The organism is Massilia sp. LjRoot122 (genome assembly GCF_964252725.1).
Taxonomy (GTDB): Bacteria; Pseudomonadota; Gammaproteobacteria; order Burkholderiales; family Burkholderiaceae_D; genus Telluria.
In genome coordinates, this window is the sequence record NZ_CAXUPB020000001.1 from 3,152,315 (window position 1) to 3,175,297 (window position 22,983).

General features: G+C 65.8%; 22 protein-coding genes. 10 read left to right on the top strand and 12 right to left on the bottom strand.

Annotated elements, in window-relative coordinates:
• Positions 1 to 20: 20 nt before the first annotated feature.
• Positions 21 to 443, top strand: coding sequence for a hypothetical protein (locus ACSQ25_RS13690; RefSeq protein ID WP_436106232.1), 423 nt, complete (start codon positions 21 to 23; stop codon positions 441 to 443).
• A gap of 51 nt (positions 444 to 494) precedes the next feature.
• Here the strand turns inward: ACSQ25_RS13690 and ACSQ25_RS13695 are convergent, their stop codons facing one another.
• Positions 495 to 884 (bottom strand): cupin domain-containing protein, encoded by a 390-nt coding sequence (locus ACSQ25_RS13695; protein WP_436106233.1) that lies wholly within the window; start codon positions 882 to 884, stop codon positions 495 to 497.
• Positions 885 to 1,071: 187 nt separating this feature from the next.
• Here ACSQ25_RS13695 and ACSQ25_RS13700 point away from each other — a divergent pair, with 187 nt between their 5' ends.
• The 3 genes from ACSQ25_RS13700 (at position 1,072) to ACSQ25_RS13710 (ending at position 2,231) form a co-directional block, all read left to right on the top strand.
• Entirely contained in the window at positions 1,072 to 1,395 is a 324-nt protein-coding gene (locus tag ACSQ25_RS13700) for a DUF1330 domain-containing protein (RefSeq protein WP_436106234.1), read from the top strand.
• A 164-nt stretch (positions 1,396 to 1,559) separates the two neighbouring features.
• Positions 1,560 to 1,700 carry a hypothetical protein gene (locus ACSQ25_RS13705; protein ID WP_436106235.1) on the top strand — a complete coding sequence of 47 codons (141 nt, stop codon included), beginning with the start codon at positions 1,560 to 1,562 and terminating at the stop codon, positions 1,698 to 1,700.
• Between the two features lie 111 nt (positions 1,701 to 1,811).
• Positions 1,812 to 2,231, top strand: coding sequence for a hypothetical protein (locus ACSQ25_RS13710; protein WP_436106236.1), 420 nt, complete (start codon positions 1,812 to 1,814; stop codon positions 2,229 to 2,231).
• Between the two features lie 9 nt (positions 2,232 to 2,240).
• On the opposite strand, the gene ACSQ25_RS13715 is transcribed toward ACSQ25_RS13710, so the two are convergent.
• From ACSQ25_RS13715 to ACSQ25_RS13725, 3 genes are read right to left on the bottom strand one after another with little or no spacing between them, the layout of a single operon-like run.
• Positions 2,241 to 2,651: a hypothetical protein gene (locus ACSQ25_RS13715; protein ID WP_436106237.1), complete on the bottom strand. Its 411-nt coding sequence runs from the start codon at positions 2,649 to 2,651 to the stop codon at positions 2,241 to 2,243.
• A 4-nt stretch (positions 2,652 to 2,655) separates the two neighbouring features.
• On the bottom strand, positions 2,656 to 3,438 hold the full coding sequence (locus ACSQ25_RS13720) for a Mut7-C RNAse domain-containing protein (RefSeq protein WP_436106238.1): 783 nt from the start codon (positions 3,436 to 3,438) through the stop codon (positions 2,656 to 2,658).
• Positions 3,432 to 4,220 carry a DUF72 domain-containing protein gene (locus ACSQ25_RS13725; RefSeq protein WP_436106239.1) on the bottom strand — a complete coding sequence of 263 codons (789 nt, stop codon included), beginning with the start codon at positions 4,218 to 4,220 and terminating at the stop codon, positions 3,432 to 3,434. Before ACSQ25_RS13725 ends, ACSQ25_RS13720 begins: the two co-directional genes overlap by 7 nt.
• 119 nt (positions 4,221 to 4,339) lie before the next feature.
• On the opposite strand from ACSQ25_RS13725, the gene trxC reads away from it, so the two are divergent.
• Together trxC and ACSQ25_RS13735 are read left to right on the top strand one after the other, a co-directional pair.
• Positions 4,340 to 4,777, top strand: coding sequence for a thioredoxin TrxC (gene trxC / locus ACSQ25_RS13730; protein ID WP_436106240.1), 438 nt, complete (start codon positions 4,340 to 4,342; stop codon positions 4,775 to 4,777).
• A 106-nt stretch (positions 4,778 to 4,883) separates the two neighbouring features.
• On the top strand, positions 4,884 to 5,246 hold the full coding sequence (locus ACSQ25_RS13735) for a DUF4870 family protein (protein WP_436106241.1): 363 nt from the start codon (positions 4,884 to 4,886) through the stop codon (positions 5,244 to 5,246).
• A 109-nt stretch (positions 5,247 to 5,355) separates the two neighbouring features.
• Here ACSQ25_RS13735 and ACSQ25_RS13740 read toward each other — a convergent pair whose 3' ends face one another.
• From ACSQ25_RS13740 to phaC, 5 genes are all read right to left on the bottom strand, one after another.
• Positions 5,356 to 11,859, bottom strand: coding sequence for a VCBS domain-containing protein (locus ACSQ25_RS13740; protein ID WP_436106242.1), 6,504 nt, complete (start codon positions 11,857 to 11,859; stop codon positions 5,356 to 5,358).
• Positions 11,860 to 12,107: 248 nt separating this feature from the next.
• A complete protein-coding gene (locus tag ACSQ25_RS13745) occupies positions 12,108 to 13,271 on the bottom strand; it encodes a cystathionine beta-lyase (protein ID WP_436106243.1) in 1,164 nt (387 codons plus the stop codon).
• 14 nt (positions 13,272 to 13,285) lie between these two features.
• Positions 13,286 to 14,737 (bottom strand): 30S ribosomal protein S12 methylthiotransferase RimO, encoded by a 1,452-nt coding sequence (gene rimO, locus ACSQ25_RS13750; RefSeq protein WP_436106244.1) that lies wholly within the window; start codon positions 14,735 to 14,737, stop codon positions 13,286 to 13,288.
• Between the two features lie 132 nt (positions 14,738 to 14,869).
• Positions 14,870 to 15,436: a polyhydroxyalkanoate synthesis repressor PhaR gene (phaR, locus tag ACSQ25_RS13755; RefSeq protein WP_436106245.1), complete on the bottom strand. Its 567-nt coding sequence runs from the start codon at positions 15,434 to 15,436 to the stop codon at positions 14,870 to 14,872.
• Positions 15,437 to 15,641: 205 nt separating this feature from the next.
• Positions 15,642 to 17,393, bottom strand: coding sequence for a class I poly(R)-hydroxyalkanoic acid synthase (gene phaC, locus ACSQ25_RS13760; RefSeq protein ID WP_436106246.1), 1,752 nt, complete (start codon positions 17,391 to 17,393; stop codon positions 15,642 to 15,644).
• A 59-nt stretch (positions 17,394 to 17,452) separates the two neighbouring features.
• Between phaC and ACSQ25_RS13765 the strand changes: the two genes are divergently transcribed.
• Positions 17,453 to 17,743 carry a hypothetical protein gene (locus ACSQ25_RS13765; protein WP_436106247.1) on the top strand — a complete coding sequence of 97 codons (291 nt, stop codon included), beginning with the start codon at positions 17,453 to 17,455 and terminating at the stop codon, positions 17,741 to 17,743.
• Positions 17,744 to 17,768: 25 nt separating this feature from the next.
• Here the strand turns inward: ACSQ25_RS13765 and pgeF are convergent, their stop codons facing one another.
• On the bottom strand, positions 17,769 to 18,545 hold the full coding sequence (gene pgeF, locus ACSQ25_RS13770) for a peptidoglycan editing factor PgeF (RefSeq protein WP_436108078.1): 777 nt from the start codon (positions 18,543 to 18,545) through the stop codon (positions 17,769 to 17,771).
• Complete coding sequence (locus ACSQ25_RS13775) at positions 18,545 to 19,570, bottom strand: RluA family pseudouridine synthase (protein ID WP_436106248.1); 1,026 nt, start codon at positions 19,568 to 19,570, stop codon at positions 18,545 to 18,547. Before ACSQ25_RS13775 ends, pgeF begins: the two co-directional genes overlap by 1 nt.
• Positions 19,571 to 19,667: 97 nt before the next feature.
• On the opposite strand from ACSQ25_RS13775, the gene ACSQ25_RS13780 reads away from it, so the two are divergent.
• On the top strand, positions 19,668 to 20,501 hold the full coding sequence (locus ACSQ25_RS13780; protein WP_436106249.1) for an outer membrane protein assembly factor BamD: 834 nt from the start codon (positions 19,668 to 19,670) through the stop codon (positions 20,499 to 20,501).
• Here ACSQ25_RS13780 and yaaA read toward each other — a convergent pair whose 3' ends face one another.
• Positions 20,502 to 21,272: a peroxide stress protein YaaA gene (gene yaaA / locus ACSQ25_RS13785; RefSeq protein ID WP_436106250.1), complete on the bottom strand. Its 771-nt coding sequence runs from the start codon at positions 21,270 to 21,272 to the stop codon at positions 20,502 to 20,504.
• 36 nt (positions 21,273 to 21,308) lie between these two features.
• Between yaaA and ACSQ25_RS13790 the strand changes: the two genes are divergently transcribed.
• Together ACSQ25_RS13790 and ACSQ25_RS13795 are read left to right on the top strand one after the other, a co-directional pair.
• On the top strand, positions 21,309 to 21,764 hold the full coding sequence (locus tag ACSQ25_RS13790) for a putative toxin-antitoxin system toxin component, PIN family (protein ID WP_436106251.1): 456 nt from the start codon (positions 21,309 to 21,311) through the stop codon (positions 21,762 to 21,764).
• A gap of 25 nt (positions 21,765 to 21,789) precedes the next feature.
• On the top strand, positions 21,790 to 22,947 hold the full coding sequence (locus ACSQ25_RS13795; RefSeq protein WP_436106252.1) for a pyridoxal phosphate-dependent aminotransferase: 1,158 nt from the start codon (positions 21,790 to 21,792) through the stop codon (positions 22,945 to 22,947).
• Positions 22,948 to 22,983: the final 36 nt, after the last annotated feature.

The following is a 22,983-nucleotide window of genomic DNA, read 5'->3' on the forward strand; positions in this document are numbered from 1 at the left end:
GGAAAATCAGGAGGACCGCCATGAAGAAACTCATCATTGTTAGCGCGTCGCTGGCCGTACTGGCCGGCTGCGCCGCGCCCGGCCCGAACCCCTACGCCGGCCAGGGCTATCCCCGCTCGGGCGACCCGAGCCAGTGGCAAGTGGTGTCGGTGACGCCGGTCCCGCTCGGCACGGGCGCGCGCGCCGCAGCTGCCGGCCAGACCGGCACCACCACGAGCTACAGCAGCACGCCGGTCATCGTGCAGCAGCAGCCGGTCTATGTGCAGCAGGCGCCGGTGTACGTGCCGCAGCCCGTCTACGTGCCGGAACCGGTGTACCAGCCGCGCTACTACTACCCGCCGATCTCGATCGGCCTCGGCTTCGACTTCGGCCGCGGCTGGGGACGCCATCGTGGCTGGGGTGGCCACATCGGGACGCGCTTCCCCTTCCACTATCGCCGCTGAGCGAACGCTCGGACGACCAGGGCCGGCAGGAATGCCGGCCCTTTTTTTGGATCAACCCTCGTGATGGTGCTTCTCGTACTCGTCCGCCTCGGCCTTGGTGGCGTGGACGATGCCGTCCGGATGCTCCGGCGGGGTGTACAGCGTGTACAGGCGCATCGGCTCGGTCTGCGAGGTATTGATGACGTTGTGCTCGGTGCCGGCCGGGATCACGAGCGCCACGCCGTCTTCCAGCGCATGCTTCTCGCCGTCCAGGATCGCGACGCCCTCGCCCGCTTCGACGCGGATGAACTGGTCGTGGCCCTCATGGTGTTCCATCCCGATTTCCTCGCCCGGCTGCAAGGTCATGATGACGAGCTGGCTGCGCTTGGTGGTGTACAACACCTCGCGAAAGTTGTTGCCGCTGAGGGTTTTCTGTTCGATGTTGATGCTGTAGCCCGACATTGTTCTTCTCCTGAAAACGAAACATGCGGCGCTTGCCGCTTCGTCCACATTGTATAAGAGCCAAGCAAAAAGCGTGCGGCGCCAGCTTGCCTATTACGTGACAGGTAATTGCCGCGATGCGCGGCCGGGAAGACACTGCATTCACTGACAGCCATCCCGGCAGTCGCATGAGAGGAAGGAGAACACCATGAGTGCATTCGCGGTCGGCCACTTGACCCAGGTAGAAATGGGCCCAGCCATCGTCGCCTACCTGAAAGGAATCGATGCGACCCTGGCCCCATTCGGCGGCAAATTCCGGGTGCATGGCGATCCCGTTGAGCTGCTGGAAGGCGAATTCCACGGCGACCTGATCGTTATCGAATTTCCCGACATCACGGCCGCGCGGCAATGGTACGCATCGCCTGCGTACCAGACAATCCTGCCGCTGCGGACCGGCCACGCCAGTGGCGCGATATTCCTGGTAGCTGGTGTGCCCGACGACCATGTGGCCACCGACATCCTTAGGGGCTGAAGCGTCGTCGCATGGTCACGTCATCTCAAGCCGGCAGTGTGCAGCTGCAGCAGCACTTACCCTTGAGTAGGGAAAGACCTACAGAAATACAGGCCCTCTTGAATTGTGCGGCGCAGGACACTCACTTATTGTCGTCGTATCTGCTCACGCAACAGGGAGAAATTATGCTCGAGAAATTAAATGACTGTCATGAAGTTGACGAGGCTGTGCTAAGCAGCGAACGATTGGTCTTCCTTGATGAACTACCCGCCGTTCCGGTGTATGCGGAAAGCTTACCGACTGGGCTGATCGAGGACGAAATCTGATCCTCCCTGGCGCCGCTTCGCCATCGCTCTTCATTGGCGGTCAACCGTGCGCAGGTGCCGCGCCTACCCGCTTCATACTGCTCATCTCCGATTACTCGCATAGGACTAGCCATGCCAACAGTCGATCTGGATGAACTCGAAGGAGCGGCCATGATGGTCGAGGATGGCGGGGGTACGGTCACGGCCATGGTGTCGCGCGAAACAGGCATGATCCACCTCTTGAACGACGAGTACACGGACGAGGAGGCGCCAATACCGACGGCGAGCGGGGGTAACGAAGGCTACGTTCCTGTGCCCTCCGCGGCTACGCTTGGCATCGGAGACGGACTCGTCCTTCGCTTCGCCGCGACCTACCTGGCTGACGACCAGGACAGGGTGCGCGACCTGTTCCGCGACCGGAACACCGAAGGCTTCGCCCGCCTGCTGGAAGAGCGCGGCGCAGCTGAAGACTGGGAACGTTTTCACGAAGACGTCACCCGGACCGCGCTGCAGCGCTGGTGCGAAGAGAACGGTTTGCAACTGGCCGGCTAGGCTTCCGGCCTAGCCGAACAGGTCGTGGGCATCGAGCAGCGCATAGGCGATCTCGGGCCGTTCGCTCAGGCAGCGGCGCACGGCGGCCGGCACCGATTGGCGCGCCTTCTTGCACAGCCCGGGCTTCTCTTCCAGCACCACGATAATGCCGCGCACCGTGCGCACCTCGTTCGGTCCCGGCTCGATGCGCAGCTCGGCGCCCAGGTTGTTCCGGATCAGGGCCTGCACGTGCTTCAGGTCCTCGTAGCTCTCGACGCGCTCGATGCGCTCGACCAGCTTCTGTTCCTGCTGGCGCGTCAGCGCGAGCGGACGGTGGTCGGCCTGCGGGTCGGCCATGACGCGCTCGCGCTCGCACACGCAGGCGCCGGGTGGGCACTCTGTGCGGACAGGAAAGGGAAACGGCGAAACGGGTTCAGTCACGCTGTCATGGGATGAAGTCTGGGGTCGGCGGCAATTTTACCTCAGTCGGCGCGGCCGCCACGCCCTCCAGCAGTCCCTGCATGCGCGCGTGGTGCGAGCCCTTCCAGTACACCCGGCCGCAGGCGTCGCAGGTGGTGAAGTCCTCGTGGGTCTCGGCCACGCGCGGCGGCAGGCGCGCCAGCACCTCGTCCTTGGCAACGGGCCGCAGCGGCAGGTTGCAGTGCAGGCACAGCGTGAACGGGCGCATGCCGCCGCCCAGGCGCAGGCGCGCGAACAGTTCGCGCAACTGTTCGGGCGGATCGATCGCATGCAGGTAGCAGCCGAGTTCCACGGTGCGGCGCTTGAGCAGCTCGCGGTCGCGCGTGAGCAGTACCCGGCCCTCTTCGCGTGCGATGCCTTCGATCTCGTCGTCGTGGTAATGGTTGTCGTAGAGGGTGTCGTAGCCGGCCATGCGCAGCAGCCGGGCCAGGCCGCCCAGGTGGGCATCGGCGACGAAGCGCAGCCGCCCTTCCGGCCAGGCGCGCAGTGGCCGCAGCGGGCGCACCTCGAATTGTCCGAAGGCCGGATAGACCGCTACCCGGTCACCCTCGCGCAGCAGGTGCTCGAAGCCGGCCGGCTCCCCGTTCACCAGGATGAGCTCAAGCTCGGTATGCGGCACGCCGAGCGCCTCGATCATGTGCTTGACGGTGGCCTCGCGCGCGCAGGGCGTGTCGAATTCACGGCCGCGCCGCTCGCGCGGCAGGAAGTCGCCCAGGCCGTCGTAGAAACGGAAGCTGGCGTTCACCATGGCGGCGACAGGATGGCAGCTTCGTCCACTGCCTGTCCTTCCAGCCCGTGCAGCAGCTGCAGCGCGTTCGGCACGGCTTCGAAGGCCGCCGTGTTATCGAAGATGCACCAGCAGTTGCGCCCGGCGGCGGTCTGGCGCGCCAGCTCGCGGCGCACCGACTCGACGTACTCGGCCGAATAGCGCGAGTAATAGATGCGCGGGCTGCCGTGCAGGCGCACGTAGACGGTGTCGCTGCTGGTCGCCACGTGCGGACCGGGCTGGCCGGCCGCCGGGTCGGCGATCACGCGGGTGACGCCGCTCTCTTGCAGCAGTGCGGTGGCGGACTCGGAGAACCAGCTCGGATGGCGCCCCTCGAAAGCCACCGCACAGCCGAACAGCTCCTGCAACTGGCGGAAGAAGATGCGCGCCGGCTCGTCGACGAAGCCGAACTTCGGCGGCAGCTGGACCAGCAGGCAGCCCAGCTTGTTGCCGAGCTGGCCGGCTTCGGCGGCAAAGCGCTCCAGCAGGGCTCCGGCATCCTCCATGCGGGCCTCGTGCGTGATCGTGCGCGGCACCTTGACCGCAAAGCGGAAGTCTTCCGGCACGCAGGCCGCCCACCTGGCGTAGGTGTCGGGCTTGTGAGGACGGTAGAAGGACGTGTTGATCTCCACCGCCGGGAACACGGCGGCGTAGCGTTCGAGGTGGCTGCCCTCGACAGGAAAGTGGGCGGCGTCGGCCTTCGGCAGGCTCCAGCCCGCACAGCCGACCAGCAGGCGGCCGGGCGATGTCGGTTGATCGGTCATGGTCTGGCAAAAATGGCAATGGCCAGATTCTACGGAATGCCCGGGTGCGGCGGCGCATGCCTGCGGACGTGGGATGATGGGCTTACAATAATCGCAAATGTTGAACGGAGGAGAAAACAATGAGCGACCCCATCCATATCGTCTGCCCGCAATGCGATGCGGTGAACCGGCTGGCCGCCGAGCGCCTGCGCGATGCGCCCGTGTGCGGCAAGTGCAGCCAGGCGCTGTTCAGCGGCCGTCCGCTCGACGTCGACAGCGCCCGCTTCACGAAGCACGTCACGCGCAACGACATCCCGGTGCTGGTCGATTTCTGGGCCGAGTGGTGCGGTCCCTGCAAGATGATGGCGCCGTATTACGCGCAGGCGGCGCAGCGGCTCGAGCCGGCCGTGCGCCTGCTGAAGGTCGATACCGAGCGCAGCCAGGACCTGTCGGCCCAGTTCGCGATCCGCAGCATCCCGACGATCGCGCTGTTCCGTGGAGGCCGTGAAGTGGCGCGCCAGGCCGGCGCCATGGATGCCGGCCGGCTGGTCGCCTGGGTCGAATCGCAACTGCGCTAATCTTGAAGAAAGGCGTCCTCGCCCTCATGTTGGCAAAACGGCAGCACTCGCTGCTACAATGCGTCGCATACGGGGCGTTCCCGGTTTCCCACTGAGGAGAAAGCTGATGTCGCAAGACCTGGTAATGGATCGCGGAACCGAAGACGCCAAGCAGTTCGCGCGCATCCTGTATGTCGCACACGCCCTGACTTTCCTGTTCTCGGCAGGTGTGCTGTCGATCCTGGTACTGATCGTCAACTACGTCAAGCGCCCCGAGACCCAGGGCACCATCGTGTATTCGCACCACAGCTGGATGATCCGTTCGTTCTGGTGGTACCTGGTCTGGTCGATCGTCGCCTGGGTAATGGCAGCCACCATCATCGGGATCCCGATTGCCGTGGTCGTGTGGGGCGCGGCCTGGCTGTGGGCGGCTTACCGCATCATCCGCGGCTTCGTCGACCTGAACAGCAACCGCTCGATGCCGGGCTGAATCGGCCGCGTGTCCGACGGCGTGTCGCGTCGGCATGCAAGAATAAAAGAGATAGGGGCGTTCGCAGCGATGCGAACGCCCCTTCTTGCATGCCGGCGCGCGTTCTGGCTCAGCCGATCAGCAGGTCGGCGCCATACGTGTCCTGGACGCCGACCAGGAGTGCCGGGCCGCTATCGGCCGCACCGTAGTGGTAGCCCGCATCGGTAGCAGCCGCTGCCGGCAGCACCAGCTTGCCGCCCCCGCTCTGGCCGCCCTGCAGGACCCACGGGTTGTCCACCGGCGGGCTGTCCTTGTCGGTCTGCTGGCCCGACGGCGCCGCATCGACGCCGTTGCCGCCGCCGTTGTTGCCGTGGTTCACAAACAGCTTGAACACGTCCGAGACCGACAGGTTGCCGCCGGCGCCAAGGGCCTTGTCGGTCGCGGTGAGCCGCAGCTCGAGTGAGGTGACTGCCTTCGGCGCGGTACCGGAGAAGGTGCCGGTGGCGCCGTCGAACTTCAGCCACGACGGCAGGGCCGAGCCGTCGGCCAGCGTCGCCGAATAGACCAGGGTGTCGCCCTTGTCGACATCGGCGAAGCTGCCGGCCGGCAGTTGGAACCAGAAGCCCTTGTTGAAGTTGATGTGCATGTCCGCCAGCGCCTTCGCCAGCACCGGAGCGTCGTTGATGCCGTTCACCGTGATCGCGAGCGAAGACAGGAGCGAAGCCAGGCCGTCGCTGCCGGTGTAGTCGAACTGCTCGACCACGCTCGTGCCGCGCCCCATCGATGCGATCGCGGCGGATACCGCGAGCTCGTAGGTATAGCTTCCATCGGCCGTCAGCACCAGCGTGCCGTACTTGCCGGACAAGCTGCCCGCGAGCGTGCCGAGCGCGGTGCCGGCGTCGATGTCGCTGTCGTTCAACAGCAGGTTGCCGCTGACGGAGCGCTGATTGGCCAGCATCGATGCGGTATCGGCAGCCAGCACCGGCTTGTCGTTGCTGCCGGTGATGCTGATGGCCAGGCTGCCGCCGACCGTCGCGCTGCCGTCGGTGGCGCCGTAGCTGAAGCGGTCAACCACGACGGCAGCTTGCGCCAGCGACTGCACGTCTTTCGCGTCATTGTTCAGACGGTAGGTATAGCTGCCGTCCTGCGCCAGCGTCAGCGTGCCATAGGCACCGGTGTAGGTGCCCGGGGCCACGACCGTGAGCAGCGCGCCGGCATCTGCATCGCTGTCGTTGCTCAGCACATTGCCGCTCGCGGTCACGGCGCCGTCTTCTGCCACCGAGGCGGCATCGGCCATGACGACTGGCGCGTCGTTGCTGCCGGTGATCGTGACGGTCAGGCTCGACTGGACCGCGGCGCTGCCGTCGGTCGCGCCGTAGCCGAAGCTGTCGACCAGGGTCTGGCCCTCGGCCAGCGACTGTATCCGGGCATCGCCCTTGTCCAGGCTGTACGTGTAGCTGCCGTCCTGCGCCAGCACCAGGGTGCCGTAGGTGCCGACGTAGCTGCCCGGCGCCACGACCCGCAGGACCGTGCCGGCATCCGCGTCGCGGTCGTTGGCGAGCACATTGCCGCTGACGCCCACGCCGTCTTCCGCGACCTGCACTGCGTCGTCCGCCGCGACCGGGGCCTGGTTGGACAGGGTCACCCGGATCTCCAGCGTGGAGGACGCGCTGGCGATGCCGTCGGTGGCGACGTAGTCGAAGCGCTCGGTCAACACGCCGTCCACGGCCTGCGAAGCGTCGTAGGCGCCGGCGGCGTTCAGGGTGTAGCTGTAGTTGCCCGCCTTGTCGATGAGCAGGGTGCCGTAGGCGCCGGCCATGGTGGCGGGCGTCGCCACCTGCAGCACGGTGCCGCGGTCGATGTCACTGTCGTTGGCAAGCACGTTGCCGGTCATCGCTTCGCCCTCTTTGAACGCGGCACTGTCCAGCGTCGCGACCGGGCCGTCGTTCACGCCCGTGATCTCGACATGGACGACCCCGGTGGCGCTGCGGCCGAGATCGTCCTGGACCGTGTAGCTGAAGCTGTCCTTGAGCACCTCGCCCTGCCCCAGTTCCTGGAAGCCGGCGCCGATGTCGTACCGTACCGTGTCGCCGGCCAGCGCCACCTGAGCGCCGAGGGCCGATGCGCCGACCGCCACCACGCCCGCGGCCGGGTTGCTGTCGTTCGCCAGCAGCGCGCTGGTCGCGACCTGGACCACGCCGCCATCCTCGCGCGCTCCCAGCTTGTCGGCAAGCGCAATCGGGACATTGCCCAGCAGCCCGATCAGGCCCGCACGGTCGAGCGCGCTGCCATTGTCGAAGACCACGCGGCTCGCGCCCTCGGCCTGATTCAACCAGTCGGTCAGCAGCGCGCTGTCGCTCGTGCCCTTGATGCCGAGCACCAAATCATTGCCCGACATGCTCGCCACCAGGTCGGCCTGGGTCAGGCCGCCGGCCAGGTGCAGGGTGTTGCCGCCCTCGGCATCGACGATGCGGTCGGCGCCGTCGCCGCGTCCGAAGCGGTAGGTATCGTCGCCGGCGCCGCCAGCCAGGACGTCCGCGCCGGCCCCGCCGGACAGCGTGTCCCTGCCGGCGCCGCCATCGAGCCGGTTGGCGCCGGCATTGCCGGTCATGACGTTGTCCAGTTCATTGCCGCTGCCGTCGATGGCGCCGTTGCCCACGAGGGTCAGGTTCTCGACGTTGGCGGAGAGATGGTGGCTGACGCTGGCCTGCACCAGGTCCAGGCCCTCGCCCGCGTTCTCCACCACGGTGTCGCCGGCGTCGTCCACCACGTAGCTGTCGTTACCAGCGCCACCTGCCAGCGCGTCGGCGCCGGCCCCGCCGTTCAGGACGTTGTTCGCATCGTTGCCCGTGATGCTGTTGTCCAGGGCGTTGCCGGTGCCGTTGATCGCCGCAAGGCCGGTCAGCACCAGGTGCTCGACGTTGGCGCCCAGCACGTAGCTGGCGCTGGCGCGCGCAAGGTCGATCCCGCCACCCGCCGCCTCGACGATCACGTCGCTGCCGGTGTCGACGATATAAGTGTCGTTGCCGGCGCCGCCGCTCAGCGTATCCGCGGCCGCGCCGCCGTCGATCAGGTTGTCCCCGGCGTTGCCGGTGATCGTGTTGGAGAGCGCATTGCCGGTGCCGTTCAGGGCGTCGCCCGTCAGGACCAGGTTCTCGACGTTGGCGCCGAGCGTGTAGTCAATGCCGGCCTCGACCGTGTCGCTACCGGCGCCGCTGCCTTCGACCACCACGTCGCCGAGGACGTCGACCACATAGGTGTCGTTACCGGCCCCGCCGTGCATGGTGTCGGCACCGGTGCCGCCGTCGAGCATGTCGTTGCCGGCGTTGGCGACCAGGGTGTCGTTGCCCGCGCCGCCGCTGAGCTCGTTGGCGCCGGTGTTGCCCGTGATGACATTGTCCAGCGCGTTGCCGGTGCCGGCCGTATTGGCCGAACCGGTCAGCACCAGGTTTTCCACCTGCGCCGCCAGTGTGTAGCTGACACCCGCCTGCACGGTGTCGGTGCCCTCGTCTGCCGCCTCGACCGTGAGGTCGGCGGCGCTGTCGACGACATAGGTGTCGTCGCCGCTGCCGCCTTGCATGCTGTCGTTGCCCACGCCACCGTTCAGCACGTCGTCGCCGGCGTCGCCCTGCAGCTGGTCGTCGCCCGCTTCGCCATACAGCGTGTCGTTGCCGTCGCCGCCACTCAGCGTGTCGTTGTCGGCGCCTGCGCGGATGGTGTCGTTGCCGCCCAGTCCATCCAGCCGGTTGCTGCCGCTGTTGCCGACGATGATGTTGTTCAGCGCGTTGCCGGCGCCGTCGATGTGCGCCGCGCCGGTCAGCGTCAGGTTCTCGACGTTCGCGGTCAGCGTATAGGTGATGCTGGATTGCACGTGATCGGTGCCGGCCGCGCCGTCTTCGACGACCAGGTCGCCCGCATCGTCGACCTTGTAGGTATCGTCGCCGAGGCCGCCGGCCATGTGGTCGCCACCCAGGCCGCCGTCGAGCAGGTCATTGCCCGCGTCGCCCTGCAAGCGGTCGTCGCCGCCTTCGCCGTACAGCGCATCATTGCCGTCGCCGCCGCTGACCACGTCCTTGCCTTCGCCGGCATGGACCGTGTCGTTGCCCGCGCCGGCATCGGTGCTGTTATTGCCGCTGTTGCCGGTAATGACGTTGTTCAGCGCATTGCCGTTGCCCACCAGGTCTTGCGAACCGGTCAGCTCCAGGTTGTCGACGTTGGTTGCCAGGGTATGGTCGACGCTGGATTCGACCGTGTCCGTGCCCGCGCCCACGCCCTCGATCACGACGTCGCCCGCGTTGTCGACCACATAGGTGTCGTTCGCAGCGCCGCCGGCCATGGTGTCGGCGCCAGTGCCGCCGTCGAGCCGGTCGTCGCCGGCGTTGTCGTTCAGGGTGTCGTTGCCCGCACCGCCGAACAGGACATTGTGGCCGCTGTTGCCGATGATCGTGTTGTCGAGCTCGTTACCGCTGGCGCTGATGGAGCCGATGCCCGTCAGGCTCAGGTTCTCGACCTTGTCCGTCAGCGTATAGGCGACGCTCGACTGCACCTTGTCCACGCCCTCGCCGGCGTTCTCGACAACGATGTCGCCGGCGTGGTCGACGATGTAGACGTCGTCGCCGGTGCCGCCGCTCATGCTGTCGGCGTCAAGGCCGCCGTTGAGCAGGTCGTTGCCGTTACCGCCAGACAGGGAATCACTGCCGCCATTGCCATTGAGCGTGTCATTGCCGTCCAGGCCATACAGGGTATTGGCGCCGGCATTGCCGTTGATGATGTTGTCGAGTTCGTTGCCGCTACCGTGAATGTCTGCGCTGCCGGTCTGCGTCAGGTTCTCGACGTTCGCGGTCAGGGTATAGGAGATGCTCGACTCGGCCAGGTCGGTGCCGGCGCCCGCGTCTTCGGCGACGATGTCACCGTTATCGTCGACCTCGTAGATGTCGTCGCCAATGCCCCCGGTCATCCTGTCGGCACCGATGCCGCCGTCCAGCCTGTCGTTGCCGGTCCCGCCATTCAGGGTGTCCTCGCCCGCTTCGCCATTGAGCTGGTCGTTGCCCTCGCCGCCGTCCACCAGGTCATTGCCCTCGCCGGCGTTCACGGTATCGTTGCCGGCATCCGCGTTCAGCGTATTGTTGCCGCTGTTGCCAGTCATGACGTTGCCCAGTGCGTTGCCCGTGCCCTTCAGGTCCTGCACGCCGGTCAGCACCAGGTTCTCGACGTTGTCGGTCAGGGTGTAGTCGATGCCGGAGCGAGTGGTGTCGAGGCCGGCGCTCAAGGCTTCGGAAACGAGGTCGCCGGCGTCGTCGACCACATAGGTATCGTTACCGATGCCGCCCTGCATGGTGTCGGCGCCCGTGCCGCCGTCGAGCAGGTCGTTGCCGCCATTGTCCTGCAAGCTGTCGTTGCCGGTGCCGCCGCTCAGGATATTGCTGCCGGTGTTGCCGGTGATCGTGTTGTCGAGCTCATTGCCACTGCCCGCGGCGTTGCCGCCACCGGTCAGTGTCAGGTGTTCGACCGCCGCGCCAAGGACGTGGGTGACGCTCGACAGTACCTTGTCCGTCCCCTCGCCGTCGAGTTCGAAGACCACGTCTCCCGCGTTGTCGACGATATAGGTATCATCGCCAGTTCCACCGTGCAACTGATCGGCGCCGGCGCCGCCGTTGATGGTGTCCTTGCCGGCCAGCCCGAACAGGACGTTGGACGCGGCATTACCGGTGATATCGTTGTCGAGCTCGTTGCCGGTGCCGCTGGTGGCGGCGCCGCCGGTCAACACCAGGTTCTCGACATTGGCGGTCAGCGTGTAGCTGATGCCGGACTCGACCAAGTCCACGCCTTCGTCCGCCAGTTCGTCCACCAGGTCACCCGCATCATCGACCACATACGTATCGTTGCCGCTGGCGCCGTTCATCCGGTCCGCGCCCTGGCCGCCGTCGAGGGTATCGTCGCCGGCTCCGCCGCCGAGGCTGTTGTTCCCGCCATTGCCGGTGAGGACGTTGTCGAGGGCGTTGCCGACACCATCGATAGCCGCATCCCCGGTCAGGGTCAGGTGTTCGAGGTTGTCGCCCAGCGTATAGCTGATGCCCGACTTGACCGTGTCGGCACCGGCAGCCGCCGCTTCGCTCACGCTGTCGCCGGCCTGGTCGACCACATAGGTATCGTTGCCCACTCCGCCCAGCATCGTGTCGGCACCCGCCCCGCCGTCGAGCAGGTCGTTGCCGCCGTTGCCGACCAGGCTATCGTCGCCGGCCGCGCCGCTGAGCGTATTGCTGGCGTTGTTGCCGGTGATCGTGTTGTCCAGCGCGTTCCCGCCGCCCGCGATGCTCCCGGTACCGGTCAGGGTGAGGTGCTCGACATCCTCGGACAGGGTATGGGCAACGCTGGCCTGGACCGAGTCCACGCCTTCGCCCGGCTGTTCGACCACCCTGTCTCCGATATTGTCCACCACATAGGTATCGTTGCCGGAACCGCCGATCAGGGTATCCGCGCCGGCCAGTCCGTTCAGAACGTTCGCACCGGAGTTCCCGGTGATCGTGTTGTTGCGCAAATTGCCGGTACCGTTGATGTCAGCCGTTCCGGTCAGGATCAGGTCGTCGGTGGTGGCATTCAGCGTGGTGCTGACGGACGAAGTGGTGGTGGTCATCATTCTTCCCTATATGATTTTCGCAATATTGCTGCGAAATAATTAAACTTACTCTAAAGCAAGTTTATCACGGAAGTTTCCTTGTGGAAATGATGATCGTCATGAATACAACAGTGTCCTGAACCAGCGGGCCCCGGCTCAGGCGGAAGCCAGGTCGCCCGGCTATCCGTCCATGGAATCAAGTGCGCAGCGTTTGTAGCTGACAGCCGGGCCGCTTGGCTGATCTTCCATTGCCGCCGCTCGGGGTGTTAGAGCTGTGCGAGCGCCTGCCCGATGTCGGCGATCAGGTCGTCCGTGTCTTCCAGCCCGACATTGAAGCGCACCAGCACGCCCTCTTCCTGCCACTGGCTGCGGATCGCGCGGATCCGGTAAGGCATCACCAGGCTGTTCGGACCGCCCCAGCTGTAGCCGAGGCCGAACAGCGTCAGGGAATCCACGAAGCGGTCGGTCTGCTCTTCCGTATAGCGCGGATCGAACAGCACCGAGAACAGGCCGCCGGCGCCCTGGAAATCGCGCTTCCAGTTGGCGTGACCCGGGCAATCCTCGAAGGCCGGGTGCAGCACCTTGCTGATCTCGGGACGGGCCTTGAGCCAGGCCGCCAGCTTGCGCGCACCAAGGTCATGTGCCTCGAAGCGCAGCTTCATGCTCGGCAGGCCGCGCATCACCAGGTAGGCATCGTCGGCGCCCACGCCCAGGCCGAGGCGCATGTGCGCCTGCGCCAGCTGGTCGTTCAGCGCGCGGTCCTGCGTGATCACGGCGCCCATCAGCAGGTCGGCACCGCCCGACTGGTACTTGGTCAGCGCGTGCATGACGATGTCCGCGCCGACGTCGAAGCCGCGCAGCGCCAGGCCGGCCGACCAGGTGTTGTCGAGCGCTACCGGCACGCCCTTGTCCTTCGCCGCCTTGCAGATCGCCGGCAGGTCCGGCACTTCCATCGACACCGAACCCGGCGCCTCGGTCCAGACCAGCTTTGTCTCCGGCCGGATCAGCGCCGCGATGCTGCTGCCGATCATCGGATCGTAGAAACGCGCGCTCACGCCGAAGTCCTGTGACAGCCAGCGTCCCAGTTCGCGGTTCGGGTTGTAGACGTTCTCGGGCAGCAGCACGTCGTCGCCGCTCTTGAGCAGCGCGAAGTTGATCATCGCGATCGCCGACAGGCCCGAGGGCGCCAGCAGGCAGTGCTTGCCGCCCTCGATCTGCGCGAGCCGCGCTTCCAGCGTGAAGGTGGTCGGCGTGCCGTGCAGGCCGTAGGTATAGGAGGTCTTGTCCTTCCACTGGCCCGAGCGCATCGCGGCGACGTTCTCGAACAGGACCGTCGAGGCGCGGTGCACGCCGGGCGGGAAGGCGTCGAAGCCGCCCGGGGCTTCGTAATCGCTGTGGATCAGGGAAGTCTGGACGGTCTTCTGGGTCATGTTTGCTGCCCGCTTCAGGCCACCGTGGCCCACAGGTCGTGGGCGTCGGCCTTGGTGATCACCACGTCGATGAACTGGCCCACGGCCGGCTTGGCCTTGCCCGGCGCCAGGGCGCGCTTGATGTGGACCACGCCGTCGATCTCCGGCGCGTCGGCGGCGGTACGGCCGATCGCTTCGCGGGCGCCGACTTCGTCGACCAGCACGCGCATGGTCTTGCCGATCTTGGCCTGCATGCGCTTGAGCGAGATCTCTTCCTGCAGCAGCATGACGCGGCCACGGCGCTCTTCGCGCACTTCTTGCGGCACCGGATTGTCCAGCAGATTGGCGGTCGCGCCCTCGACCGGCGAATAGGCGAAGCAGCCCAGGCGGTCGATCTGCGCTTCACGCAGGAAGTCCAGCAGGTATTCGAATTCGGCTTCCGTCTCGCCCGGGAAGCCGGCGATGAAGGTCGAGCGGATGGTCAGGTCCGGGTTCATCTTGCGCCACGCCTGGATGCGGTCGAGGTTCTTCTCGCCGCTGGCCGGGCGCTTCATGCGCTTCAGGACGTCCGGGTGCGCGTGCTGCATCGGGATGTCGAGGTAAGGCAGCACATGGCCGTCGCCCATCAGCGGGATGACCTGGTCGACGTGCGGGTACGGATAGACGTAGTGCATGCGCACCCAGGCGCCGTACTGGCGCGCCAGCTTGCCCAGTTCTTCGGTCAGCTGGGTCATGTGGGTCTTGACCGGGCGGCCGTTCCAGAAGCCGGTGCGGAACTTGACGTCGACGCCGTAGGCGCTGGTGTCCTGCGAGATCACCAGCAGTTCCTTGACGCCGGCCTTGAACAGGTTCTCGGCTTCCTGCAGCACCTCGTGGATCGGGCGCGACACCAGGTCGCCGCGCATCGACGGGATGATGCAAAAGCTGCAGCGGTGGTTGCAACCTTCCGAGATCTTCAGGTAGGCGTAGTGCTTCGGGGTCAGCTTGACGCCGTGGTCCGGCACCAGGTCGAGGAAGGGGTCGTGCGGTTTCGGCAGGTGCAGGTGGACCGATTCCATCACCTCGGCGACCGCGTGCGGGCCGGTCACGGCCAGCACCTTCGGGTGCACCTTGGTGATGATGTCGTCGCCCGCGGCATCCTTCTTGGCGCCCAGGCAGCCGGTGACGATGACCTTGCCGTTCTCGGCCAGCGCCTCGCCGATCGCGTCCAGCGATTCCTGCACCGCGGCGTCGATGAAGCCGCAGGTGTTCACGATGACCAGGTCGGCGCCGTCATAGGACTTGGCGGTCTGGTAGCCTTCGGCGCGCAGCTGGGTCAGGATCTGCTCGGAATCGACCAGCGCCTTCGGGCAGCCGAGCGACACGAAGCCGACTTTCGGCGCGGCGATGCCTGCGGCCGGGCTCGGGATGACGAGCGAAGGCGCGGCGGCTGCGGCTGGGGCGGCTGCGGTGTTGGCGGAGGAAGGAATACGGCGAAGTTCGGTCATGGGCGGACGACAAAGAATCTGGGCAATCCACGATTGTACCCGAAGCGGGTCCCTCGGGGGAACCGGTGGGGTGGGAAGCCGGCCCAGGACAGGGCCGACTGATGTCGTAAAACGACGACTCTTGCTACTTGCTTACTTCTTGTCGGTCGGCGGCGGCGTCATGCCCGGGAACGGGAAGGCACCGAACATGGCCTTGCTCTGGTTCTGCATCTGTTCCTGCATCTGCAGGAACAGGTTCTTCGACTGGTCGATGTAGTTGTTCATCATGCCCTGCATCATCGGGCCCTGGACGTTCATGAACTGGGTCCACATTTCCGGGCTGAAGGGCTTGCCCTCCAGGGCGCCGGCGGCATTGCTGGTGAACTTGTTCTGGATGTCGGTGAAGGCCTGCACGTTCTTCTCGAGGTAAGAACCCATCATGCCCTGCATGGCGTGGCCGTAGTAGCGGATGATCTGGGCCAGTACCGAACTCGAGAACATCGGGACGCCGTTGGCCTCCTCTTCCAGGATGATCTGGAGCAGGATGCTGCGGGTCAGGTCTTCGTTGCTCTTGGCGTCGACGACGGTGAACTCGTCGGCGTCGAGCACCAGTTGCTTCACGTCGGTCAGGGTGATGTAGGAACTGGTCTGGGTGTCGTACAGACGGCGGTTCGGATACTTCTTGATCAGGCGTTCAGCACTCTTTTTCACACTACTCATTTCATGTCTCATGTTGTGCGTTGCGGTAGCGTCGACCGCACGCTATTTTTCTTGATTGCTTACCAAAGTAGCCGGTCCGGAGCCCGTTCCGCAAAGACGATTGTTGCCCAGCGGGACGGACAAGCCCACACCATACCACGACCTGCGCGCAGGTGCAGCAATTATTAGACTACAAACTTCCGTGGTTATTTTGATATGTGCGCGATCAGTCTGCCCTGGCCTTGACGTAGCGGCCCGGCGCCGCTTCGGTCGGCTGGTAGCGCTCGTTTCCGAAGGCCGCAGGCGCCGGCACGTCGGCGCCGCCGTTCTCGGCCAGGAATTTCGCCCACTCCGGCCACCAGCTGCCCTTCTGCTCGGTCGCGCCCGCGAACCAGGCCTCGGCCGTCTTCGGGCGCGCCTTGCCGGCCTTGTCATTGACCCAATAGCTGCGCTTGTTCTTCGAGGCCGGGTTGATCACGCCCGCGATGTGGCCCGAGGCGCCCAGCACGTAGCGGTTGGCCTTCGGGTTCTTCGGATTCAGCAGGTCCATCGAGGCGAAGGCGGCTTCCCAGGGCACGATGTGGTCTTCCTTGGAACCATAGAGGAAGACCGGGCAATCGATCCGGCCGAGGTCGACCGGCACGCCGCAAACAGTCAGCGCGCCCGGCAGCTTCAGCTTGTTTTCCAGGTAGGTATTGCGCAGGTACCAGCAGAACATCGGGCCCGGCAGGTTGGTACTGTCGGCATTCCAGTACAGCAGGTCGAAGGCCGGCGGTTCCTTGCCCTTCAGGTAGTTCTGCTGCACGTAGTTCCACACCAGGTCGTTCGGGCGCAGGGCCGAGAAGGTCGTGGCCAGGTCGCGGCCCGGCATCAGGCCGCCGCTGCCCAGGGCCTGCTCGCGCAGGGCCACCTGGGCTTCGTCCACGAAGACTTCGAGCACGCCGGTGTCCTGGAAGTCGAGCAGCGTGGTCAGCAGCGACAGGCTGGCTGCCGGCTGCTGGCCGCGCGCCGCCAGCACCGCCAGCGCGGTGGCGGCGATGGTGCCGCCGACGCAGAAACCGAACACGTGGGTCTTGTCCTGGCCGCTGATCTCGCGCGCCACCTCGATCGCCTTGATGGCGCCCGTCTCGACGTAGTCGTCCCAGCGGGTGTTGCCAAGGCTGCGGTCCGGATTGCGCCAGGAGACCATGAACACGGTATTGCCCTGCTCCACCGCGTAGCGCACCAGGGAGTTTTCAGGCTGCAGGTCGAGGATGTAGAACTTGTTGATGCAGGGCGGGATCATCAGCAGCGGCACCGCCTTCACGGTCGGGGTCGCCGGGGTGTACTGGATCAGCTGGAACAGCTCGTTCTCGAACACGACCTGGCCCGGCGTGGTGCCGACGTTGCGGCCGACTTCGAAGGCCGATTCGTCGGACTGCGAGATGCGGCCCTTCTGCATGTCGGCCAGCATGTTCGCCAGGCCCTTGGTGAGGCTTTCACCCTTGGTCTCGATCAGCTTCTTCTGCGCTTCCGGATTGGTGGCGAAGAAATTGGCCGGCGACATGGCATCGACCATCTGCTGGACCGCGAAACGGATCTTCTGACGCTCGCGCGGGCCGGCCTCGACGGCGTCGGCCAGGGCCAGCATGAATTCCGAATTCAGCAGGTAGGACGCGGCGGAAAACGCCGACATCGGGTGTTCGCGCCATTCGGTGGACGAGAAGCGCTTGTCATGGAACTCGGGCGTCTTGCCGCTGACGAAGTCCTGCCATAGCTGCCCGGCCTTCTTGAGGTAGTCGTCGCGGATGGCTTCGAGCCTGGCCGGCGCGATGCCGGCGCCGACATCCTTCAGCAGGCCGGCCAGCGGGTTGGCCCCGGCGGCCTGGGGCGCCATTGCCGGCATGCTCGGCATCGTCATCCAGCCCTGCCAGAGGTTGGGATCGGCGAACTGGGTCATCCAGGAGGCAGCAAAAGCTTGGGGGTCAGGCATGTTCATGTCGGCATCCGTTGTTTAGAATCGGGGTACAGTACAGAGTAGAAACCTTGGAGAAGCTCATGTGGATCGTCGCCGTTGCCTGGATTTACGTGGTCGCCCTGATGGCAGCGACCGAACCGACCATCGTGCACGGCCTGATGACCTTCGTGTTCTATTGCGCCCTGCCATTATCCATTGTTTTTTATCTCACAGGGTCAAAACGGCGGCGTGCGCGGCGTGAAGCGCAGGCACGCAACGCGACAGCGGGGTCGGCGGGCGACGGTGGCGTGCCGGCGATGGCCGGCGGCAAGTCCTGTGCAACGGATGACGCCGGCTGCGACGGCGGCGACGGTGGCGGTGGCGGCGACTGAGCATTCTCGCCCAGGCCCGCCCCCATCATTTGATCCAGATCAGGCTGGCCTGGCGGCCGGTCACCCCGTCGCGGCGGTAGGAATAGAAGCGCTCTGGCGCCGTGGCGGTGCAGAGATTGCCGCCATGGACACGCGTGACGCCGTCGCGCGCCAGCATCAGGCGCGCCAGCGCCGGCATGTCGGCCAAGAATTTGACCGGTTGGTCAGATTTTTGCCGGAACGCGGCAAGGGTCGCTTCTCCCGGCATCGCGGCCATGAAAGCCTCGCGCACGTCTTCACCCACCTCGAAGGCCTGCGGTCCGATCGCCGGCCCCATCCAGGCAGTGATCTCGCCGGCGCCGGCCGCGCGCATGGCGCGCACGGTCTCGCCCAGCACACCCGCCGCCAATCCGCGCCAGCCGGCATGGGCCGCACCCACCACCTTGCCGTCGAGGTCGGCGAACAGCACCGGCAGGCAGTCCGCGGTCAGGATCGCGCAGACCACGCCCACATCAGACGCGATGCCGGCGTCGCCGGTCCTCACCGGCTGGTCCGGACCGACCGTACAGGCGTCGACCACGTCGGCGCCATGCACCTGGGCGATCCAGGCCGGGCGGCCCGGCAAATACGCCTGGAGGCGTTCGCGATTGGTCCGCACGGCGTCCGGGTCATCGCCGCAATGCATGCCGAGATTGAGTCCCCCGCCGCCCTTGCCGTCGTCATACGGACCCCGACTGACGCCGCCGTCGCGGCTGGTGGCCAGCGCCCCGACCTTCGAGGGCAGGTCGGGCCAGTCCGGCCAGACCAGTGCAGAGCGCTCCATCATTCCTCGGCGTCGTCGTCGCCCGGCTCGGGGATGCCGGCCCTGGCGATCAGTTCCGCGAAGTCGGCTGCCAGCGGCACCGTCCATTCGCAGGGCTCGCCGGTGCCCGGATGGACCAGGCCGAGGCGGCGCGCCTGCAGCGCCTGGCGGTGGAACACCGGTACCAGGTGCTGCTTGCCGTAGACCGAGTCGCCCACCAGCGCAAAGCCCAGGTGCTGCATGTGGACGCGGATCTGGTGGGTGCGGCCGGTCTCCAGGCTGCAGCGCACCAGCGACACCGGACGGCGATCGAGGTCGCCGCTGGCGACGCGCTTGTAATGGGTGATGGCCGGCTTGCCGAACATGCCCGAGGACACCGCCATCTTGACGCGGTCGCGCGGGTGGCGGCCCATCGGGGCGTTGATGGTGCCGGACAGCTGCGGCGTGCCCCAGACCAGCGCGAAGTACTCGCGCTTGACGGTGCGGGCCTGCAACTGGCGCACCAGGTCGGTCTGCGCGGCCAGGGTCTTGCCGACCACCATCAGGCCGCTGGTATCCTTGTCGAGGCGGTGCACGATGCCTGCGCGCGGCACGCCCACCAGTTGCGGGCAGTGGTGCAGCAGGCCGTTCAGCAGCGTGCCCGACCAGTTGCCGGCGCCCGGATGCACGACCAGGCCGGCCGGCTTGTTGATGACGAGGATGTCCTCGTCCTCGTGCACGATGTCGAGCGTCATGGCTTCCGGCGCAAATGCGGTGTCTTCCGGCGCGGCCTGCGGCTCGATCAGCACGGTTTCGTCGCCGTAGGCGGTGTCCTTGCCGCGCGCGGACTTGCCGTCGACCTTGACGAAGCCGCCGTCGAACCACAGTTGCAGACGGCTGCGCGAGAACTGCGGCACCAGGCCGGCGACCACCTTGTCGAGGCGCTGGCCGCAGGCTTCGGGGCTCAGCTGCAGGGTGATCGGCGACAGGTCGGTACCGGGAGCGAGCTCGAACCCGCCTTCCAGTTCATCGTCTAAGGTCTCGTCCAGATCGGGGTCGAGAGGCATTTCCGCCGAATTCGGCGCAGGAGTTAATATCACGTGAGTCCCATCGGCTATAATCAGCCGTTCGTTGAATCTAGGTAAAACTTTCTTGCAAAGAGCTATGCAAAAAAAATTGTCTGTGTTGGTTGCCGCTTTGGCCCTGAGTCTGTCCGCCTGCAGCATCCTGCCGAAGTCGGATGACGACACCAAAAATTGGACAGCGGAGAAATTATACGCTGAGGCACGCGATGAGATGAGCGGCGGCCACTATGAAGCAGCAATCAAGCTGTTCGAGCGCTTGGAATCCAACTACCCGTTCGGCACCTATGCCGCGCAAGCGCAGATGGAAATTGCCTACGCTCATTACAAGGCCCAGGACCAGGCCCAGGCCCTGGCCGCGGTCGAGCGCTTCATCAAGCTGCACCCGAACCACGCCCAGGTCGACTATATGTATTACCTGCGTGGCCTGATCAACTTCAACGACCAGTTGGGCTTCCTGAGCTTCATCTACTCGCAGGATCCGACCGAGCGTGACCCGAAGGCCACCCGTGAAGCCTTCGCCGCCTTCAAGGCCCTGGTCGACAAGTTCCCGAACAGTAAGTATCGCGAAGATTCGATCGCGCGCATGAACTACCTGGTCAACGCGATGGCCCAGTACGAAGTGCACGTGGCGAATTACTACTACCGCCGCGGCGCCTTCCTGGCTGCGCTCAACCGCGCCCAGCTCGCCGTGCAGGAATACAGCGACGCGCCGGCCCGCGAAGAAGCGCTGTTCCTCATGATGCGCTCCTACGACAAGCTCGGCATGCCGGTCCTGCGCGACGACACCCAGCGCGTGCTGCTGCTGAACTACCCGAACAGCCGCTTCCTGAACCCGAACGCGGTGGGCGACGCCCCATGGTGGCGCTTCTGGTCGAAGTCGGGCCCGAAGGCTGCTCCCAAGGACGCCCTGTAATCAGGCGGCCAGCTTGCGGCGGAACACCCAGGTGTTCTCGCCGGAAGCCGCGGCCTCGAAGGCATAGCCGTCGAGGTCGAAGCCCTTCAGCTGTTCCGGGTCCTTGATGCCGTGCTGGGCCGCATAGCGCGCCATCATGCCGCGGGCGCGCTTGGCGAAGAACGAGATGATCTTGTACTTGCCGTTCTTCCAGTCCTCGAACACCGGTGTGATCACCGGCACCCCGAGCTGCTTCGGCTTGACCGACTTGAAGTATTCTTCCGACGCCAGGTTGACCAGCGCCTTGGCCCTGGTCGCCGCGATCTGGGCATTGAGCGCCTCCGTCACGCTGTCGCCCCAGAAGGCATACAGGTTGTTGCCGCGCGGGTTCTTCAGGCGCGTTCCCATTTCCAGGCGGTAGGGATGCATGCGGTCCAGCGGACGCAGCAGGCCATACAGGCCGGACAGTATGCGCAGGTGCTTTTGCGCATAGTCGATTTCTTTCGCACCCAGGCTGCGCGCGTCGAGGCCGGTGTAGACGTCGCCATCGAAGGACATGATCGCCTGGCGCGCCTCGCCATGGTCTTCGCTCCAGTGCGCATAGCGCGAGACGTTGAGCATGGACAGCGTATCCGACAGATCCATCAGCTCGGCTATTCTAGCGGGCGAATAGCCGCGCAGCACCTCGATCAGCTCGGCGGCGCGCGGGATGAAGTCCGGTGTGCTGCTCTTCTTGGTGGTGCTTGGGGATTCGAGATCGAGGGATTTTGCGGGCGACAGGACAATCAGCATCGGTTCAGACAGACTAACTAAAGAAAAATTGCCCACATGATACCCGTTTCAGACAAACCCATCGTCATCGACACCAATGTCTGCCTCGACCTGTTCGTGTTCCACGATGCGCGCTGGGCGCCCCTGCTGGCTGCGCTGGAATCCGGGGCCCTGGTCGCCGTGACGCGTGCCGACTGCCGCGACGAATACCTGGCGGTGCTCAAGTACCCTCACCTGCCGCTGGACGAAACCAGCCGCGCCCGGGCGGTCGAACGCTTCGATACCCTGCTGCGGGTGGTGGCGCCGGATGCGAAACACCTGCGCCTGCCGGTCTGCACCGACCGCGACGACCAGAAATTCCTCGAGATCGCCCGCGACGCCGGCGCCGAGGTGCTGGTCACCAAGGACAAGGCCCTGCTCAAGCTGGCCCGGCGCACCGCGCGCGAAGGGCTGTTCAAGATCATGCTGCCCGAGGCCTGGCTCAAGCTCCATGCCGCCGCCGCGCTAGAATAAGACCAATGCGATTCTTTCTTCCGTCATGAGCACTCCCGTCCTGCGTACCCGCCTGCCCGCCGTCGGCACCACCGTCTTCACCCAGATGTCGCAGCTCGCCATGGAGCACGGCGCCGTCAACCTGGGCCAGGGCTTCCCCGACTTCGGCTGCGATCCCAAGCTGATCGACCTGGTGGACGACGCCATGCGCGCCGGCCACAACCAGTATCCCTTCATGAGCGGCGTGCCGGCCCTGCGCGCGGCGATCGCCGCCAAGGTCGAGACGCTGTACGGCCGCCACTACGACCCGGCCGCCGAGATCACCGTCACCAGCGGCGCCTCGCAGGCAATCCAGAACGCCATCCTGTGCAGCGTGCACCCGGGCGACGAGGTGATCGTCATCGAACCTGCCTACGACTGCTACCTGCCCGCGATCGCGCTGGCGGGCGGCGTGCCGGTGCCGGTGGCGATGCGGGTCGACCAGCAGGGCTACAGTGTGCCCTGGGACCGGGTGGCCGCCGCGGTCAGCCCGCGCACCCGCATGATCATCGTGAATTCGCCGCACAATCCCACCGGCTCGATCCTGCGCAGCGCCGACCTGGAAGCACTGGCCGCGATCGTGGCGGACACCGAGATCCTGGTCCTGTCCGACGAGGTGTACGAGCACATGGTCTTCGACGGCGCGCAGCATGCCTCGGTGGCGCGGCATCCCGTGCTGGCCGAGCGCGCCTTCCTGATCTCGAGCTTCGGCAAGACCTACCACGTGACCGGATGGAAGGTCGGCTACGTGGCCGCCCCCGCCGCACTCACCGTGGAATTCCGCAAGGTCCACCAGTACAACGTGTTCACCGTGAACACCCCGATGCAGCATGGGATCGCCGCCTACATGGCCGACCCGGCGCCCTACCTGGAGCTGCCGGCCTTCTACCAGAAGAAGCGCGACCTGTTCCGCGAGGGACTCGCCGGCTCGCGTTTCGAACTGCTGCCGGCGGACGGCACCTATTTCCAGTGCGTGCGCTATGGCGCGATCTCGGATTTGCCGGAAGCGGAGTTTGCGAAGTGGCTGACCGTCGAGGCGAAGGTGGCGGCGATTCCGGTGTCGGCCTTCTACAGCCAGCCGACCGAATCGGGTGTGGTGCGCTTCTGCTTTGCGAAGAAGGACGAGACGCTCGAGAAGGCGCTGGAGACCTTAAGCCGCCTGTAAGCCGTAGGGTGGTCGGCTCTGCCGACCGCGCGTTCA

Excerpts from the sequence above, each read along its gene's own strand:
- phaC (WP_436106246.1), bottom strand. The coding sequence starts at position 17,393 with ATGAACATGCCTGACCCCCAAGCTTTTGCTGCCTCCTGGATGACCCAG.
- ACSQ25_RS13700 (WP_436106234.1), top strand. The coding sequence starts at position 1,072 with ATGAGTGCATTCGCGGTCGGCCACTTGACCCAGGTAGAAATGGGCCCA.
- ACSQ25_RS13735 (WP_436106241.1), top strand. The coding sequence starts at position 4,884 with ATGTCGCAAGACCTGGTAATGGATCGCGGAACCGAAGACGCCAAGCAG.
- ACSQ25_RS13780 (WP_436106249.1), top strand. The coding sequence starts at position 19,668 with ATGCAAAAAAAATTGTCTGTGTTGGTTGCCGCTTTGGCCCTGAGTCTG.
- yaaA (WP_436106250.1), bottom strand. The coding sequence starts at position 21,272 with ATGCTGATTGTCCTGTCGCCCGCAAAATCCCTCGATCTCGAATCCCCA.
- phaR (WP_436106245.1), bottom strand. The coding sequence starts at position 15,436 with ATGAGTAGTGTGAAAAAGAGTGCTGAACGCCTGATCAAGAAGTATCCG.
- ACSQ25_RS13690 (WP_436106232.1), top strand. The coding sequence starts at position 21 with ATGAAGAAACTCATCATTGTTAGCGCGTCGCTGGCCGTACTGGCCGGC.
- ACSQ25_RS13745 (WP_436106243.1), bottom strand. The coding sequence starts at position 13,271 with ATGACCCAGAAGACCGTCCAGACTTCCCTGATCCACAGCGATTACGAA.
- ACSQ25_RS13720 (WP_436106238.1), bottom strand. The coding sequence starts at position 3,438 with ATGGTGAACGCCAGCTTCCGTTTCTACGACGGCCTGGGCGACTTCCTG.
- pgeF (WP_436108078.1), bottom strand. The coding sequence starts at position 18,545 with ATGGAGCGCTCTGCACTGGTCTGGCCGGACTGGCCCGACCTGCCCTCG.
- ACSQ25_RS13710 (WP_436106236.1), top strand. The coding sequence starts at position 1,812 with ATGCCAACAGTCGATCTGGATGAACTCGAAGGAGCGGCCATGATGGTC.
- ACSQ25_RS13795 (WP_436106252.1), top strand. The coding sequence starts at position 21,790 with ATGAGCACTCCCGTCCTGCGTACCCGCCTGCCCGCCGTCGGCACCACC.
- ACSQ25_RS13725 (WP_436106239.1), bottom strand. The coding sequence starts at position 4,220 with ATGACCGATCAACCGACATCGCCCGGCCGCCTGCTGGTCGGCTGTGCG.
- trxC (WP_436106240.1), top strand. The coding sequence starts at position 4,340 with ATGAGCGACCCCATCCATATCGTCTGCCCGCAATGCGATGCGGTGAAC.
- ACSQ25_RS13765 (WP_436106247.1), top strand. The coding sequence starts at position 17,453 with ATGTGGATCGTCGCCGTTGCCTGGATTTACGTGGTCGCCCTGATGGCA.
- ACSQ25_RS13790 (WP_436106251.1), top strand. The coding sequence starts at position 21,309 with ATGATACCCGTTTCAGACAAACCCATCGTCATCGACACCAATGTCTGC.
- rimO (WP_436106244.1), bottom strand. The coding sequence starts at position 14,737 with ATGACCGAACTTCGCCGTATTCCTTCCTCCGCCAACACCGCAGCCGCC.
- ACSQ25_RS13740 (WP_436106242.1), bottom strand. The coding sequence starts at position 11,859 with ATGACCACCACCACTTCGTCCGTCAGCACCACGCTGAATGCCACCACC.
- ACSQ25_RS13775 (WP_436106248.1), bottom strand. The coding sequence starts at position 19,570 with ATGCCTCTCGACCCCGATCTGGACGAGACCTTAGACGATGAACTGGAA.
- ACSQ25_RS13705 (WP_436106235.1), top strand. The coding sequence starts at position 1,560 with ATGCTCGAGAAATTAAATGACTGTCATGAAGTTGACGAGGCTGTGCTA.
- ACSQ25_RS13695 (WP_436106233.1), bottom strand. The coding sequence starts at position 884 with ATGTCGGGCTACAGCATCAACATCGAACAGAAAACCCTCAGCGGCAAC.